This window comes from Pseudomonas sp. P867, assembly GCF_019891455.1.
Lineage (GTDB): Bacteria > Pseudomonadota > Gammaproteobacteria > Pseudomonadales > Pseudomonadaceae > Aquipseudomonas > Aquipseudomonas synxantha_A.
This window is the reverse complement of record NZ_JAFLXB010000019.1, coordinates 31,558-47,203: the sequence shown is the minus strand read 5'-3', so window position 1 is coordinate 47,203 and position 15,646 is coordinate 31,558. Positions and strand designations below refer to the sequence as shown.

Annotated in this window: 14 protein-coding genes; 3 read left to right on the top strand and 11 right to left on the bottom strand. The window is 58.7% G+C overall.

What is annotated here, in order from left to right; all coding sequences use genetic code 11:
* Window positions 1-86 precede the first annotated feature (86 nt).
* The 3 genes from rpoD to rpsU form a co-directional block, all read right to left on the bottom strand.
* Window positions 87-1,937, bottom strand: a complete 1,851-nt coding sequence (rpoD, locus tag J1G33_RS25810; protein WP_005792068.1) for an RNA polymerase sigma factor RpoD — start codon at window positions 1,935-1,937, stop codon at window positions 87-89.
* A 67-nt stretch (window positions 1,938-2,004) separates the two neighbouring features.
* Complete coding sequence (dnaG, locus tag J1G33_RS25805) at window positions 2,005-3,975, bottom strand: DNA primase (protein WP_223019024.1); 1,971 nt, start codon at window positions 3,973-3,975, stop codon at window positions 2,005-2,007.
* 443 nt (window positions 3,976-4,418) lie between these two features.
* Entirely contained in the window at window positions 4,419-4,634 is a 216-nt protein-coding gene (gene rpsU, locus J1G33_RS25800) for a 30S ribosomal protein S21 (RefSeq protein ID WP_002551877.1), read from the bottom strand.
* A gap of 203 nt (window positions 4,635-4,837) precedes the next feature.
* Between rpsU and tsaD the strand changes: the two genes are divergently transcribed.
* A complete protein-coding gene (gene tsaD, locus J1G33_RS25795) occupies window positions 4,838-5,863 on the top strand; it encodes a tRNA (adenosine(37)-N6)-threonylcarbamoyltransferase complex transferase subunit TsaD (RefSeq protein ID WP_005792063.1) in 1,026 nt (341 codons plus the stop codon).
* Between the two features lie 31 nt (window positions 5,864-5,894).
* On the opposite strand, the gene plsY is transcribed toward tsaD, so the two are convergent.
* Complete coding sequence (gene plsY / locus J1G33_RS25790; RefSeq protein WP_005792062.1) at window positions 5,895-6,464, bottom strand: glycerol-3-phosphate 1-O-acyltransferase PlsY; 570 nt, start codon at window positions 6,462-6,464, stop codon at window positions 5,895-5,897.
* 74 nt (window positions 6,465-6,538) lie between these two features.
* On the opposite strand from plsY, the gene folB reads away from it, so the two are divergent.
* Window positions 6,539-6,892 (top strand): dihydroneopterin aldolase, encoded by a 354-nt coding sequence (folB, locus tag J1G33_RS25785; RefSeq protein WP_032879173.1) that lies wholly within the window; start codon window positions 6,539-6,541, stop codon window positions 6,890-6,892.
* Window positions 6,883-7,401, top strand: coding sequence for a 2-amino-4-hydroxy-6-hydroxymethyldihydropteridine diphosphokinase (folK, locus tag J1G33_RS25780; RefSeq protein WP_032879174.1), 519 nt, complete (start codon window positions 6,883-6,885; stop codon window positions 7,399-7,401). The genes folB and folK overlap by 10 nt, the downstream gene beginning before the upstream one ends.
* Before the next feature lie 114 nt (window positions 7,402-7,515).
* Here the strand turns inward: folK and J1G33_RS25775 are convergent, their stop codons facing one another.
* The 7 genes from J1G33_RS25775 to apaG all read right to left on the bottom strand — a co-directional run bounded on the left by J1G33_RS25775 (window position 7,516) and on the right by apaG (window position 15,537).
* Window positions 7,516-8,748: a multifunctional CCA addition/repair protein gene (locus J1G33_RS25775; protein ID WP_223019023.1), complete on the bottom strand. Its 1,233-nt coding sequence runs from the start codon at window positions 8,746-8,748 to the stop codon at window positions 7,516-7,518.
* Between the two features lie 63 nt (window positions 8,749-8,811).
* Window positions 8,812-10,377 carry a SpoVR family protein gene (locus tag J1G33_RS25770; RefSeq protein WP_005792056.1) on the bottom strand — a complete coding sequence of 522 codons (1,566 nt, stop codon included), beginning with the start codon at window positions 10,375-10,377 and terminating at the stop codon, window positions 8,812-8,814.
* A complete protein-coding gene (locus J1G33_RS25765; protein WP_223019022.1) occupies window positions 10,374-11,645 on the bottom strand; it encodes a YeaH/YhbH family protein in 1,272 nt (423 codons plus the stop codon). The genes J1G33_RS25770 and J1G33_RS25765 overlap by 4 nt, the downstream gene beginning before the upstream one ends.
* A 113-nt stretch (window positions 11,646-11,758) precedes the next feature.
* Window positions 11,759-13,681: a PrkA family serine protein kinase gene (locus J1G33_RS25760; protein WP_003194732.1), complete on the bottom strand. Its 1,923-nt coding sequence runs from the start codon at window positions 13,679-13,681 to the stop codon at window positions 11,759-11,761.
* A 285-nt stretch (window positions 13,682-13,966) separates the two neighbouring features.
* Window positions 13,967-14,296 carry a thiosulfate sulfurtransferase GlpE gene (glpE, locus tag J1G33_RS25755; RefSeq protein WP_223019021.1) on the bottom strand — a complete coding sequence of 110 codons (330 nt, stop codon included), beginning with the start codon at window positions 14,294-14,296 and terminating at the stop codon, window positions 13,967-13,969.
* A 9-nt stretch (window positions 14,297-14,305) separates the two neighbouring features.
* Window positions 14,306-15,157, bottom strand: coding sequence for a symmetrical bis(5'-nucleosyl)-tetraphosphatase (locus tag J1G33_RS25750; protein ID WP_078822480.1), 852 nt, complete (start codon window positions 15,155-15,157; stop codon window positions 14,306-14,308).
* Complete coding sequence (gene apaG, locus J1G33_RS25745) at window positions 15,157-15,537, bottom strand: Co2+/Mg2+ efflux protein ApaG (RefSeq protein ID WP_223019020.1); 381 nt, start codon at window positions 15,535-15,537, stop codon at window positions 15,157-15,159. The genes J1G33_RS25750 and apaG overlap by 1 nt, the downstream gene beginning before the upstream one ends.
* Between the last annotated feature and the right edge of the window lie 109 nt (window positions 15,538-15,646).

Sequence of the window (15,646 nt, the reverse complement as noted above, 5' to 3'; positions counted from 1 at the left end):
GTAGACGGGCATTTCAGGGGAGGGGTGTTGCGGGGAATTTTATCTGTGCAAAACAAAACCCCCGGCCTGGGCCGGGGGTTCTGGTATCACTCGTCGAGGAAGGAGCGCAGATGCTCGCTTCGCGTCGGGTGGCGCAACTTGCGCAGTGCCTTGGCTTCGATCTGACGGATCCGCTCGCGGGTCACGTCAAATTGCTTACCGACTTCCTCAAGGGTGTGGTCGGTATTCATGTCGATGCCGAAACGCATGCGCAGTACCTTGGCTTCACGGGCGGTGAGGCCGGACAGTACGTCACGAGTCGCTTCTTTCAGGCTCTCAACGGTGGCGACATCGATTGGCGACTGCATGGTCGAGTCTTCGATGAAGTCACCCAGATGGGAGTCTTCGTCATCACCAATCGGCGTTTCCATGGAGATCGGCTCTTTAGCGATCTTCAATACCTTGCGGATTTTATCCTCAGGCATTTCCATGCGTTCGCCCAGCTCTTCCGGGGTCGGTTCGCGACCCATTTCCTGCAACATCTGCCGGGAAATACGGTTGAGCTTGTTGATGGTCTCGATCATGTGCACCGGAATACGGATGGTGCGGGCCTGGTCGGCGATCGAGCGAGTGATCGCCTGACGAATCCACCAGGTTGCATAAGTCGAGAACTTGTAGCCGCGACGGTATTCGAACTTGTCTACCGCTTTCATCAAGCCGATGTTGCCTTCCTGGATCAGATCCAGGAACTGCAGGCCACGGTTGGTGTACTTCTTGGCGATCGAGATCACCAGACGCAAGTTCGCTTCAACCATCTCTTTTTTCGCGCGGCGGGCCTTGGCCTCACCGATCGACATGCGACGGTTGATGTCCTTGATTTCAGCAATCGTCAGACCGGTTTCGGTCTCAAGCGCAGTCAGCTTCTGCTGGCAGCGGATGATATCGGGCTGCAGGCGGCCGATGGCTTCGGCGTATTTCGCCTTGCCCTTGGCCAGTGCGTCGGTCCAGCTTTCGTCAACTTCGTTGCCCGGGAACTGGCGCAGGAAGTCGGTACGCGGCATACGGGCATCACGCACGCACAGCTGCATGATTGCACGCTCTTGTGCACGCAGACGCTCAAGGGCGCTACGAACGCGCTCGACCAAACCTTCGAATTGCTTGGGCACCAGCTTGATCGGCATGAACAGCTCAGCCAGCGCCACCAGCTCGGCAATTGCCTGCTTGTTGGAGCGACCATGCTTCTTCAGGGCCTTGCGGGTGATTTCCATTTGATCGGAAACCGCACCGAAACGCTGGGCCGCGACGATTGGGTCCGGGCCGCTTTCGACTTCATCTTCGTCGTCGCTGCTGGCTTCGGCGTCGTCGTCTTCGGCGTCATCATCCGCTTTCGCGGCTTTGGCGTCGACAGGCGGCGGTACTTCGGCGGCAGGCGGCGCAATGCCGTCGTCCGGGTCGATGTAACCGCTCAGGACGTCGGACAGGCGGCCACCTTCGGTGGTGACGCGGGTGTACTCGGAGAGAATGTGGTCAACCGTGCCTGGGAAGTGCGCAATTGCGCCCATCACTTCACGGATGCCCTCTTCGATACGCTTGGCGATTTCGATTTCGCCTTCGCGTGTCAGCAGCTCGACAGTACCCATTTCACGCATATACATGCGCACCGGGTCCGTCGTGCGGCCGATATCGGTCTCTACTGCAGCCAGCGCGGCAGCAGCTTCCTCAGCGGCGGCCTCGTCGGTATCAGCGTCGGCCAGCATAAGGGAATCCTTATCTGGCGCGACTTCGAATACGTTGATCCCCATGTCGTTAATCATGCGGATGATGTCTTCCACCTGCTCTGGATCTGAAATATCCTCAGGCAGGTGGTCGTTGACCTCCGCGTAAGTCAGGTAACCCTGCTCACGACCAAGTGTGATCAACTCTTTGATACGAGACTGCTGTTGCGCTTTTCCGGACATAACACCCTATCCACTGAAGGTCTTGGCGGGCAAAAAACAAGCCGAGGATTATACCCGAGCTATGACCTCACACGCCAGCTGAGGTCGGGTTTGATGCGTAAACATTCTGTTTTAAGAGGTCGCGCATCTGTTTTGCTATCTGAATCTGCTCTTCAGCCGACAATCCCGGCTGCCTTGCTCTCTTAATGAGCTCATCGAGGGTCTGAGTGTGTTGACCCGCAGATAACCTATTAATGGTGTCTAAAAACTGTTGTTCAAGGTTGTCGCCGTCAATTAGCCACTCCTTTTCCGCCAATGCTTTCAATAAACGGCCTTGTTCCGTGCCGTGCCAGCGAGCCATCAGCTGGATTGAGTTTAGCTTGGGATTTTTCTGCACCGCCTCGATCAGGGCAATCAGCACCTGGGCGTAGGTGTTGCTTTCGTTGGCAAAGTGGTCGGCGCTTTCAACCTTGCCGGCCAGTTGTGGGTGATGAATCAGCGTACGCAGCGCAATAAGCGTCGGGGCTTCCACTGCTACGGGTGTGCGTGGAGCGTAGGCTTCATCGCGATCACCGCGCTTGCCGTTTTTGCTCCAGGGTTTCTTGTCCCATTTCTTGCCGCCGGCCCCGGGCTTTTTCGGCGTCCACTCCTGTTGGGGGGCAAAGGCCTCCTGAGGCTGGTGAAAGTCGGCATAGTCCGGCATGGCGTCGTAATCCATGCCTGGATCGTAGGCTGGCGGCGCATCTTGCGGTGCGCTATGCACCAGCTGGCTCACGGCTTCGCCACTCAAACCGGTAATTTCCAACAGGCGTTGGCGCATCAGCGTGCGCAAATTGGCGCCTGGCACCTTGTCGATCAATGGCGCAGCGAGGGTGGCCATATGAGCCTTGCCTTCGAGCGAGCGCGGGTCGGCTTCTTCGGTCAATTGCTGGAAAAAATAATCCGCCAGCGGCTGCGCATGTTGATTGATGCGCGCACGGAACGCGTCGGTACCCTCCGAACGGACCAGGGTATCCGGGTCTTCGCCTTCGGGCAGGAACAGGAAGCGTGCGCGGCGCCCGTCCTGCAGGCTTGACAGTGTGGCCTCAAGCGCACGCCAGGCGGCGTTACGGCCGGCCTGGTCGCCGTCAAAGCAGAACAGCACGCTGGGCACAACGCGGAACAGGCGCTTCAAATGCTCTTCGCTGGTGGCGGTGCCCAGGGTTGCCACGGCGTTGCGCAGACCTTGCTGGGCCAGGGCGATCACGTCCATATAGCCTTCAACCACGATGATTTCGTCGAGGTTGCGGTTGTTCTTGCGCGCTTCGAACAGGCCGTAGAGTTCCTGGCCCTTGTGGAACACCGGGGTTTCCGGGGAGTTCAGGTACTTGGGCTTGTCGTCCCCGAGTACGCGGCCACCGAAGGCGATGATGCGGCCACGGCTGTCGCGGATCGGAAACATCACGCGGTCGCGGAAACGGTCATAACGCTTGCCGGTCTCGGCGTTTTCTATCAGCAGGCCGGCATCGATCATGGTCTTTTGCTGCAGGGTATCGCTGCTCAGGTGTTTGTACAGGTTGTCCCAGCCGGGCGGGGCGAAGCCGAGGCCGAAGTCGCGGGCGATTTCACCGGTGAGGCCGCGGCCCTTGAGGTAGTCAACGGCGGCCTTGCGCTGCGGATGGCTTTTAAGCGCCTGGCGATAGAAGTCGGCGGCCGCGGTCAGCAGCGGATACAGCGGCGAATCGGTGGGTTGCCGGGGTTTGTGCGGGCGGCCACTTTCTTCCCGGGGGATTTCCATGCCCGCGGCTTTTGCCAGATCCTCGACGGCCTGGGGAAAGTCCAGGTTGTCGTGGTCCATCAGGAAGCCGAGGGCGTTGCCGCCAGCGCCGCAACCGAAGCAATAATAGAACTGCTTGTCGGGGCTGACACTGAATGACGGCGTTTTTTCTTTATGGAACGGGCAGCAGGCGGTGTAGTTTTTGCCGGCTTTTTTCAGCTGTACGCGTGAGCTGACAACATCGACGATGTCGGTGCGGTTCAGAAGGTCGTCAATAAAGCTCTGGGGAATCAGCCCGGCCATGGCGTTCTCGTCATCACTGCGTGTAAATGAGGGCCCGTGAAGTGTTCAAGCGCACGTATGGAGTGCTTGATCATCATCGTCTGCATGGGTCTTCAGGAAGTGTATCTGCCGAATATTCACTGAGGGTAGTTTCTGATCAGTGTTCGGCATGGAAATGTTGCCCGGGCGTCCGGTCTTGGCCAATGGTGGGCCTCGGAAACGCATCGATGGGCACAGCCGATACAGTTGATCGTCTGCTTGAAGAATAGGTGTGCTCGTCAGTAGCCTTGTTAGGCTCGTCAGAAGAGACGTGCACCGCTGGCAAAAGAGCCAGCCCTGACGTGTGAAGCAGTGTCTCGGTCGCATGTGCGGCGTCGACGGTGAAGCATCAAGCGATATCCGCAAATGCCAACAGCCCGGCTGAGGGCCGGGCTTGGCAGAAGCTTGCTACGAACGTCTGTGTATTAGTACAGACGAACGGCGCGGCGCTGTTCGCGCTGAACTTTCTTGGCGTGACGCTTAACAGCGGCTGCTGCTTTACGCTTACGCTCAGAAGTTGGCTTCTCATAAAATTCGCGGCTACGAACTTCAGCCAGAACACCGGCTTTTTCGCAGGAGCGCTTGAAACGACGCAGAGCTACGTCGAAGGGTTCGTTCTCTTTTACTTTGACGGCTGGCATCCAGAGCTACCTTCTTTCATTACCGGGAATCAACGTTCTCGTCGCAAAAAATTCGCGGCTGAGGTCGTCGGTTTTTAAGGGTTGCGGATGTTAACCCCTCATTGGCCGGAATGCAAAGCCTCTGATCGAAAACCGCTAGTCGGGAGGGGGAGTGGCGACTATTATGCGCGCCTTCGAATTCAGCCTCTACAAGGCGCAAACCCATGCTAGTACTGGGACTTGAAACCTCCTGCGACGAAACCGGAGTCGCACTATACGACAGTGAACGCGGGCTTTTGGCCGATGCACTGTTCAGTCAGATCGACCTGCACCGCGCCTATGGCGGCGTGGTTCCGGAGCTGGCCAGCCGTGATCATGTCAAACGCATGTTGCCGTTGATTCGCCAGGTGCTGGATGAGGCCGGCTGTGTGCCGACCGAGATCGACGCCATCGCCTACACGGCAGGCCCCGGATTGGTCGGAGCCCTTCTGGTTGGGGCTTCTTGCGCCCAGGCGCTGGCCTTTGCCTGGGGTATTCCCGCCCTTGGCGTGCACCACATGGAAGGCCATTTGCTGGCGCCGATGTTGGAAAAAACACCTCCAGAGTTCCCGTTCGTCGCTTTGTTGGTGTCGGGTGGTCATACGCAGTTGGTTCAGGTCGATGGAATCGGCCAATACACGCTGTTGGGCGAGTCCCTGGATGATGCCGCCGGTGAAGCGTTCGACAAAACCGCGAAGATGATGGGGCTTAACTATCCTGGTGGTCCGGAAATCGCCCGTCTGGCCGAGAAAGGCGTCGCCGGGCGCTACGTTTTCCCGCGTCCGATGTGTGATCGGCCGGGGCTGATGTTCAGTTTCAGCGGTTTGAAAACGTCCGCGCTGAATACCTGGCAGCAGAGCGTCAGCGCCGGGGACGACGGTCAGCAAGCCCGTTGCGACATCGCACTGGCGTTCCAGCAGGCCGTGGTAGAGACTTTGACCATCAAGTGCAAGCGCGCCCTCAAGCAGGCAGGTATGAAGCGGCTGGTGATCGCAGGCGGCGTCAGCGCCAATAAGGCGTTGCGCAGTTCGCTTGAAAAAATGCTCGGCGACATGCAAGGCCATGTGTTCTACGCCCGCCCGGAATTCTGCACTGACAACGGCGCGATGATTGCCTACGCCGGCTGCCAGCGCTTGCAGGCCGGGCAGCATGAAAGCCTGGCGATCAGCGTGCAGGCGCGCTGGCCGATGGAGCAGTTGCCGCCGCTGTAGGGCTTACGTGAACCGGTTTCGCCCGGCGTATTTAAAAATGCCGTTCGCGCCCGGCAAACAGGTCGCGTAGATTGCCGCGGTGGCGCCAGACGATCAGCAGTGTCAGCACGCTCATCGGCAGTAACGCCTGCGGTGCCTGCCAGGCCAACAGCGGCAGGGTAAGCGGCGTGGCAATCAGCGCGGCCAACGAGCTGGTACGGGTCAGGTAGAACGTCAGCAGCCAGGCGAGCATGGCCAGCAATGCTGCCGGTGGGTAGATGCCCAGCAGCATCCCGGCCGCGGTGGCGACACCCTTGCCACCGCGAAAGCGGAAGTACAATGGGAACAGGTGACCGAGGACGGCGCATATGCCCACCCAGGCCTGCTGTTGCAAAGTAAGGCCGGCGAGACTGGCGATCAGCACGGGCAGAAGGCCCTTGCAAACGTCGCCCAGCAGGGTCAGGACGGCAAGTTTCTTGCCGGCCAGGCGCAACATATTGGTGGCGCCGGCATTGCCTGAACCACTCATTCGCGGATCGGGATTTCCCGTCAGGCGGCTGAGCAAAATGGCGAAGGACAGCGAGCCGAGCAGGTAGGCGAAAATCGCCAGTGACCAAAACATGCTAACTATTCCGGGCGAGGACGCCCTGATTCTAACGGGGCATCGCGCCCTTGTCGTGCTGCGGAGAAGAGTGCTTGGACAGAGTGTTTATCGAAGGCCTGGAAGTGGACACCGTGATCGGTGCCTACGACTGGGAGCGCGGCATCCGTCAATGCCTGCGCCTGGACCTGAGCTTTGCTTGGGATAATCGCCCGGCCGCCGCGGGTGATGACCTGACCCTGGCGCTGGACTACGCCAGTGTATCCGCGCGTATCCAGGCCTTTGCCGAGCATTCCCAGTATCAGTTGGTGGAAACCTTTGCCGAGCGCCTGGCCGAAGTGCTGATGAGCGAATTCCAGATTCCCTGGTTGCACCTCAAGTTGACCAAGCCAGGCGCGGTGCCCGCTGCCAAGGGCGTGGGCGTGGAGATCGAGCGCGGATGTCGTTGACTCAGGTTTACCTCGGGCTTGGCAGCAACATCGAGCGCGAGAGCCGTCTATGTGCCGGCCTGGATGCGCTGGCAGGGTTCCTGACGCAGATGCGCTGCTCGGCGGTGTTCGAGAGCCAGCCGGTGGGTATCAAGAGCGGGCCGTTTTTCAACCTGGTGGTGTCGGCCTATACCGACCTGCCGTTGATGGAGCTGGACCGTCGACTCAAACTCATCGAGGCCGATAATGGCCGGTATGCACCTGACCGCAAAGGGTTACCGCTGGATATCGATGTGCTGTTGTATGGCGACTTGGTGGGGGATTTTGATGGATTGATCCTGCCGCGAGCCGAAATTCTGAAAAACGCCTTTGTATTGTGGCCGCTGTCGATGATGGCGCCGGACCGTGTTCACCCTGAGGCGGGCAAGACAATGGCCGAGCTGTGGCGCGATGCGCAGATCGATCAGGTGCTGGCGCCTGTCGGCTTCGAGTGGCAAGGCCAGCAACTTACACCGGACACCCTCCTGTAGAAGCCGAGCTTGCCGTGGCGAGGGAGCTTGCTCCCGTTGGGCTGCGCAGCAGCCCCACTATTTTGGGAGCGCTTCGCACTCCAGCGGGAGCAAGCTCCTTCGCCACAAAGGCCGTTATTTCGGTGAAGGCTGTTCCTTGTAGGCTTTCAGCGTGTTCAGCCGTTCGCGCTTGAGCGCTTCTCCCAGCTCGGGGCCTTTGAAACCTTTTTCCAGCAGTGGTGCGACCGGTACTTCGCGTGCAGCCTTCGCCGCGCCGCGCAAATAATCCGCCTGTGGATAACTGCGCTGCTCAAGACCCTTGCGGCCCCGGGCATCCATTTCGCAGGCCACCACAAACTCTTCGAAGCGTTGCGGCCGGCGGTACACGTCAAAGCTTTGCAGCAACTCCAGCAAAGTCGAGGCTTTCAGCTCCAGCGCTCGATGCCCATGGGTATGAAATTGCCCCACCAGCAAGGCCAGTTCCTGGCAATCCCTCGGTACCTTGAAGCGTTCGTTCACCGCCTTGATCAGCTTCAAGCCACGGTGCTCATGGGCAATGTGCTGCGGCAACTTATCCACAGGCGTCAGGCCCTTGCCCAAATCGTGCAGCAGGCAGGCCCAGCGTACGGTCAGCGGCTGTTTGTGCAATGCAGCTTGTTCCAGCACGCTCAAGGTGTGTACGCCAGTATCTATTTCCGGGTGATGGGCTTCGGGTTGCGGTACGCCGAACAGGGCATCTACCTCCGGCATCAGGGTTTTCAGCGCATCGCAGTCGCGTAGCACCTGGATGAAAACCTGTGGCTGATCCTCCATCAGTGCGCGGGAGATTTCCTTCCAGCTGCGCTCGGGGGTAAGGGCCTCCAGTTCGCCGGACTCACTGAGCTGGCGCATCAATTCCAGCGTCTCGGGTGCGACCTTGAAACCCAGGTGTGCATAACGTGCGGCAAAGCGGGCGACGCGCAGTACTCGCAGAGGATCTTCGGCGAACGCGGGGGAAACATGACGCAAAATGCGCGCTTCAAGATCGCGTTGGCCGTGATAAGGGTCGGTCAGGGTGCCGTCATCGTCTTCTGCCATGGCATTGATGGTCAGGTCGCGACGAATCAGGTCTTCCTCCAGCGTGACATCGGGGCTCGCGTGAAACACAAAACCACCGTAGCCTCGGCCACTCTTGCGTTCGGTGCGGGCGAGGGCGTACTCATCGCCGTTTTTCGGGTCGAGAAATACCGGGAAATCGGCCCCTACGGGCTTATAGCCTTTGGCGAGCATCTCTTCGGTCGTTGCACCTACGACGACACGGTCGATATCGGTGACCTTGATGCCCAGCAGGCGATCACGCACCGCACCGCCGACTTTGTAGATTTTCATGAAAAAGCCTCCATTAGCGGCACAGGATAACGCCTGTGCCTGAGCAATGGAGGCTTTGCTGTTTCAGAGGTGAACGACGGCCATGTCCAAGCGGCCGTAGTCGTTGTCGTTATGATCGCTGCGCGGGGGCACATGATGGGTTTTCATCACCTGATCGCCTTGCAGGGTCTCCAGGTGGATGTCAAACCCCCACAGTCGGTGCAGGTGCTTGAGCACTTCCTCGGTGGAATCGCCCAACGGCTTACGGTCGTGTTGCTGATGACGCAGGGTGAGCGAACGGTCGCCGCGCACATCGATGCTGTAGATCTGCACGTTGGGCTCGCGGTTGCCCAGGTTGTATTGGGCGGCCAGGGTTTCGCGAATGATGCGGTAGCCGGGTTCATCATGGATAGCCGGGACCACAAGGTCGTCTTTCAGGTCGTCATCCAGAATGCTGAACAGCTTGAGGTCACGAATCACCTGAGGTGAGAGGTACTGCAGGATGAAACTCTCGTCCTTGAAGCTGCTCATGGCGAACTTGATGGTCGACAACCAGTCGCTGCCAGCGATCTCCGGGAACCAGCGACGATCCTCCTCGGTGGGGTGTTCGCACATGCGACGGATATCGCGGTACATGGCAAAGCCCAGGGCATAGGGGTTGATGCCGTTGTAATACGGGCTGTCGAAGCCGGGTTGGAAGACTACGCTGGTGTGGGACGTGAGGAACTCCATCATGAAGCCGTCCGTGACCAGGCCCTCGTCGTACAGGTCGTTCATCAGCGTGTAGTGCCAGAATGTTGCCCAGCCTTCGTTCATCACCTGTGTTTGACGCTGCGGATAAAAATACTGGGCGATCTTGCGCACGATACGCACAATCTCACGTTGCCAAGGCTCCAGCAGCGGGGCGTGTTTTTCCAGAAAATACAGGATGTTTTCCTGGGGTTCGGCGGGGAAGCGTGCATTGTCCTTGTCGTTGTTTTTGCCGGCGCGCTTGGGAATGGTGCGCCACAGGTCGTTGATCTGTTTCTGCAGGTGCTCCTCGCGTTCCTTCTGGCGCAGGCGCTCTTCCTCGGCTGAAATCGGATAGGGACGCTTGTAGCGGTCGACCCCGTAATTCATCAGTGCATGGCAGGAGTCCAACAGGTCTTCCACCGCATCAATGCCGTGTCGTTCTTCGCACTGCATGATGTACTGCTTGGCGAACACCAGGTAATCGATGATTGAGCTGGCGTCGGTCCAGGTTCGAAACAGGTAGTTGCCTTTGAAGAAACTGTTATGTCCATAGCAGGCATGAGCCACCACCAGCGCCTGCATGCAGATGGTGTTTTCTTCCATCAGATAGGCGATGCACGGGTCGGAGTTGATCACGATCTCGTAGGCCAGGCCCATCTGGCCTCGCGTATAGGACTTCTCGGTGCTGAGGAAGTGTTTGCCATAGGACCAGTGGTGATAACCCAGCGGCATGCCCACCGAGGCATAGGCATCCATCATTTGCTCAGCGGTGATCACTTCAATCTGGTTGGGGTAAGTGTCCAGGGCATAACCTGCCGCGATACGGCTGATTTCCCGGTCATAGGCCTGGATCAGTTCAAAGGTCCACTCGGAGCCAGTGGATAGGGGTTGGCGCTTGTTCTCTTTTTTGGCGGTCATGTCACTAACCTGCGCTGGAAGAGTTCACGGAAGACCGGATAGATATCGCCGGCCGAGACCAGTTGCTGTTGGGCGAACGTGTCGGCAAAGGCTTCGCCGATGCGCTCGTATTCGAACCACAGGGCCTGATGCTCACGGGGGGTGATTTCAACATAGGTGTAGTACTGCATGAACGGCATGATCTGGTTGATCAGAATGTCGCGGCAGATCGGCGAATCGTCGTTCCAATTGTCGCCATCCGAAGCTTGTGCAGCGTAGATGTTCCATTCGTTGGCAGGGTAGCGCTCGGCCATGATTTCCTGCATCAGCTTCAAGGCGCTGGATACGATGGTGCCGCCGGTTTCCCGCGAATAAAAAAACTCTTCTTCATCCACTTCCCGTGCGCTGGTGTGATGGCGAATGAAAACTACGTCAATCTTGTCGTAGTTCCGTTTCAGGAACAGGTACAGCAGGATGAAGAAACGCTTGGCGATGTCCTTGGTGGCCTGGGTCATGGAGCCGGAGACATCCATCAGGCAGAACATTACGGCCTTGGAGCTGGGGTTGGGTTGCTTGACCAGCAGGTTGTATTTCAAATCAAAGGTGTCGAGGAACGGCACGCGGTGAATGCGTGCGCTGAGTTTCTCGATTTCTGCCTCTATTTCCTGGATATCGCCGAAGTTGTCTGGTTCTTCACGCTTCAAACGCGCCAGCTCTTCCTTGGCCGCCTTCAGTTTTGCGCGGCTGCTGCCCGAGAGGGCGATGCGTCGTGCATGGGCTGAACGCAAAGTGCGGATGATGTTGATGCGCGAGGGGTTGCCCTCGTTGCTGATCCCGGCGCGTACGGTCTTGAACGTGTCGGTGCCGGTCAGGTTGCGCTTGACCAGGTTGGGCAACTCCAGGTCTTCGAACATGAATTCGAGAAATTCCTCCTGGGTGATCTGGAACACGAATTCGTCCATGCCTTCGCCGGAATTACCGGCCTTGCCCGGACCTTTGCCGCCACCGCCGCCTTGTGGGCGCTGGATGTGTTCGCCGGTGGTGAACTCCTTGTTGCCGGGGTGCACGACGGTCTGTTTGCCACCGCGCCCGTGGTGAAGCACGGGCTCGTCGATGTCCCGGCCGGGAATGCTGATTTGCTCGCCATGCTCCATGTCGGTAATGGAGCGGCGGCTGACGGCTTCTTCTACGGCCTTTTTGATGTGGTCACGGTAACGCCGCAGGAAACGCTGGCGGTTTACCGTGCTCTTGTTCTTGCCATTAAGGCGTCGGTCGATCACATAGCTCATGGGGAGCCCTCCGGGCAGCTTCACGTTACAAGCTTCAAGCCGCGAGCTGGAAGCTTAGAGACAAGCGGTCAGCCGCCAGGCCGGATGCCTGGCAGCGTTGGCTTGTCGCTGCCTTACTGCGATTTACGCACCCGCAAGTACCACTCGGAGAGCAGTCGTACCTGTTTGTCGGTGTAGCCGCGCTCGACCATTCGTGTGACGAAGTCGTTGTGTTTTTGCTGATCCTCCTTGCTGGCCTTGGCATTGAAGCTGATGACCGGCAGCAGATCCTCGGTGTTGGAGAACATTTTCTTTTCGATGACCACCCGCAGCTTCTCGTAGCTGAGCCAGGTGGGATTCTTGCCATTGTTGTTGGCACGGGCGCGCAGTACGAAGTTGACGATTTCGTTGCGGAAATCCTTTGGATTGCTGATGCCGGCCGGTTTCTCGATCTTCTCAAGCTCTTCGTTGAGCGCCACTCGATTGAGGATTTCGCCGGTTTCCGGATCGCGGTACTCCTGGTCCTGAATCCAGAAGTCGGCGTACAGCACATAGCGGTCGAAGATGTTCTGACCGTACTCGCTGTAGGACTCCAGGTACGCGGTCTGGATTTCCTTGCCGATAAACTCGATGTAGCGCGGTGCCAGGTATTCCTTGAGGAAGCGCAGGTAGCGTTCGCGGGTTTCCGCCTGGAATTGCTCCTGTTCGATCTGCTGCTCCAGTACATACAGCAGATGCACCGGGTTGGCGGCGATCTCGTGGGGGTCGAAGTTGAAGACTTTGGACAGGATCTTGAACGCAAAGCGTGTCGACAGGCCATTCATGCCCTCATCGACGCCCGCTGTATCGCGATACTCCTGGATCGACTTGGCCTTGGGGTCGGTGTCCTTGAGGTTCTCGCCGTCATACACCCGCATTTTCGAATAGATATTCGAATTCTCCGGCTCCTTGAGGCGCGACAGTACGGTGAACTGGGCGAGCATCTTCAACGTGTCGGGTGCGCAGTGGGCCTTGGCCAGGGAGCTGTTGAACAGCAGCTTGTCGTAAATCTTGATCTCATCGCTGACCCGCAGGCAGTACGGCACCTTGACGATATAGATCCGGTCGATGAAGGCTTCGTTGTTCTTGTTGTTACGGAAGGTGTGCCATTCCGATTCATTGGAGTGGGCCAGCAGGATCCCGGTGAACGGAATCGCGCCCAGGCCTTCGGTGCTGTTGTAGTTGCCTTCCTGGGTAGCGGTGAGCAGTGGGTGGAGCACCTTTATCGGCGCCTTGAACATCTCCACGAACTCCATCAAGCCTTGGTTGGCCCGGCACAGCGCGCCCGAGTAGCTGTAGGCGTCAGCGTCGTTCTGTGGGAATTCTTCGAGTTTGCGGATATCGACCTTGCCCACCAGTGCCGAAATATCCTGGTTGTTTTCGTCGCCCGGTTCGGTCTTGGCTACGCCGATCTGGTTGAGGATCGACGGGTAGAGCTTCACTACGCGGAATTGGCTGATATCACCGCCGAACTCGGCCAGGCGCTTGGTGGCCCAAGGCGACATGATGGTGTTGAGGTAGCGCCGCGGTATACCGAAGTCTTCTTCGAGAATCGCGCCATCTTCCGTGGCGTTGAACAGGCCCAGGGGCGACTCGAAGACCGGCGAGCCCTTGATCGCGTAGAAGGGCACCTTCTCGATCAACTGCTTTAGCTTTTCCGCCAGGGACGACTTGCCGCCGCCGACTGGCCCGAGCAGGTAAAGGATCTGTTTCTTCTCTTCCAGGCCTTGGGCGGCATGGCGGAAGTAGGAGACGATCTGGTCGATGCATTCTTCCATGCCATGGAAGTCTTCAAAGGCCGGATAGCGGCGGATCACCTTGTTGGAGAATATTCGCGACAGGCGCGAATTGTTGGCGGTTTCCACCAGCTCCGGCTCGCCGATCGCCAATAGCAGGCGTTCGGCGGCAGAGGCATAGGTGCTGCGGTCCTGCTTGCACAGCTCGAGATACTCTTGAAGCGTGAGTTCTTCCTGCTGCGTGGACGCGAAGCGTTGTTGGAAGTGGCTAAAGATACTCATGACGTCGTCACCTCGCTCGATACGTGGAGCCGACGCCGGATCAATCAGCGGATGCTGGCAGTCATTGACACGCGCCAATGGCTGTTTTCCCCCCAGAACACCCTGAAACGCTACCGATGACCCGTACGCCGGTGTACCGGCTCTCCCCTGATTCGGATGGCCTGCGCTTAAGGATAGTTCGGAATCCGGGAGGTCAAGGCGCGATGCGCAATTAGTTTGGCTGCGCCGTTCGTCAGAAACGGCGCAAGCCCAAGCGTCACGCGGGATAGCGGGGTGTGAAAAAAATTATTGCGAATCGCCTTTGGAAATTTCCGAAGGGTAGGTCCCACGCCACAGCTCAAAGCCGCCGTCCAGGCTATAGACGTCGGAGAAGCCCTGGCTGACCAGATAAGCGGCCGCGCTCTGGCTGGAATTGCCGTGGTAGCAGGCTACGATCAGCGGCGCATCGAGGTCGGCGGCGCGGATGAAGTCGGCGATGTTGACGTTGTCCAGATGCTTGGCGCCGGGGATATGAGCTGCCGCATAGGTAGGCTGGTCGCGGATATCGACGACCACCGCGCCTTGCTCGCGCAGCGCTTGGGCTTCTTGGGGAGGGATACGTTTGAATTCGGTCATGGCGGGCTCCTATGGTTTGGCGGCGGCCGGCTGGGTAATGGAAAGAGGGGGTTCACACTGGCAGCCGAAGCGCTCGCCGGTGTCGATGTTCATCAGGGTCATGGCGCCGCCCCATACGCAGCCGGTGTCGAGGGCGAACACGCCGGGTTCGTCGCATTTGCCTTCCAGGGCGGCCCAGTGACCAAAGATGATCTTCGTATCACGGGTCTTGCGCTCCTTATGGGCGAACCATGGCTTGTAGCCGGGTAGCGCGGTGTCGGCGCCTTCCTTGCTCTTGAGGTCCAGCTTGCCTTCAGCGGTGCAGAAGCGCATCCGCGTAAAGTAGTTGGTGATCACGCGCAGGCGGGTTACGCCCGTGAGGTCGTTGTCCCACTTCACCGGTTCGTTGCCGTACATGCCGTCCAGGTAGGTGGTGTACAGGGTGTCATCGGCCAGTGCACTTTGGACTTCAGCGGCGCATTTGAGGGCTTTTTTCAGCGTCCACTGAGGTGGGATGCCTGCATGCACCAAGGCCATGTTGCGGCCCTCATCGTAGTGCATGAGTTTTTGCCGGCGCAGCCAGTCGAGCAACTCGGCGCGGTCCGGCGCTTCGAGGATTTCGCGCAGGGTGTCGCCCTTTTTCAGGCGCTCGATGTTATTGCCGGCCGCGAGCAGGTGCAGGTCGTGGTTGCCGAGTACGCATACCAGCGAGTCACGCAGGCTATAGAGATAGCGCAGGGTCTCCAGGGAGTGGGGGCCTCGGTTGACGAGGTCGCCCACCAGCCACAGGCGATCGCTTGCGGGGTCAAAGGCTACGCGCTCGAGCAGGCACTTGAGAGGTTCCAGGCAACCTTGCAGGTCGCCGACCGCGTACGTCGCCATCAGTGCAGGGCTCCGGGCACCGCGAGGCGGAAGGGCTCGATCGTTGCGTCGAACAAATGACCGTCGGTAGCTTTCATCTGATACGAGCCCTGCATGGTGCCGACCTTGGAGGTCATCACCGTGCCGCTGCTGTAGGTGTGGCTGGCGCCGCTGTTGATCAAGGGTTGCTGGCCGACAACGCCTGCTCCACGCACTTCCTCGACCTGGCCGTCGCCATCGGTAATGACCCAGTGGCGCGACAGCAGCTTGGCCGGGACCAACCCGTTGTTTTTTACGGTGACGGTGTAGGCAAAGGCAAAGCGGTTCTGTTCGGGTTGCGATTGGTCCGCCAGGAAGCGGGTGACGACGCTGACGTCGATCTGATAGCGAGGATCGGACATGCAAGAGGCCTTAAAAGCAGGGGACAGCAGATGCGGGTCAGTCTAGGCCATGAGGTGGGCACTAGGCCAGATACGTGATCCAAATGTGGGAGGGGGCTTGCTCCCGATA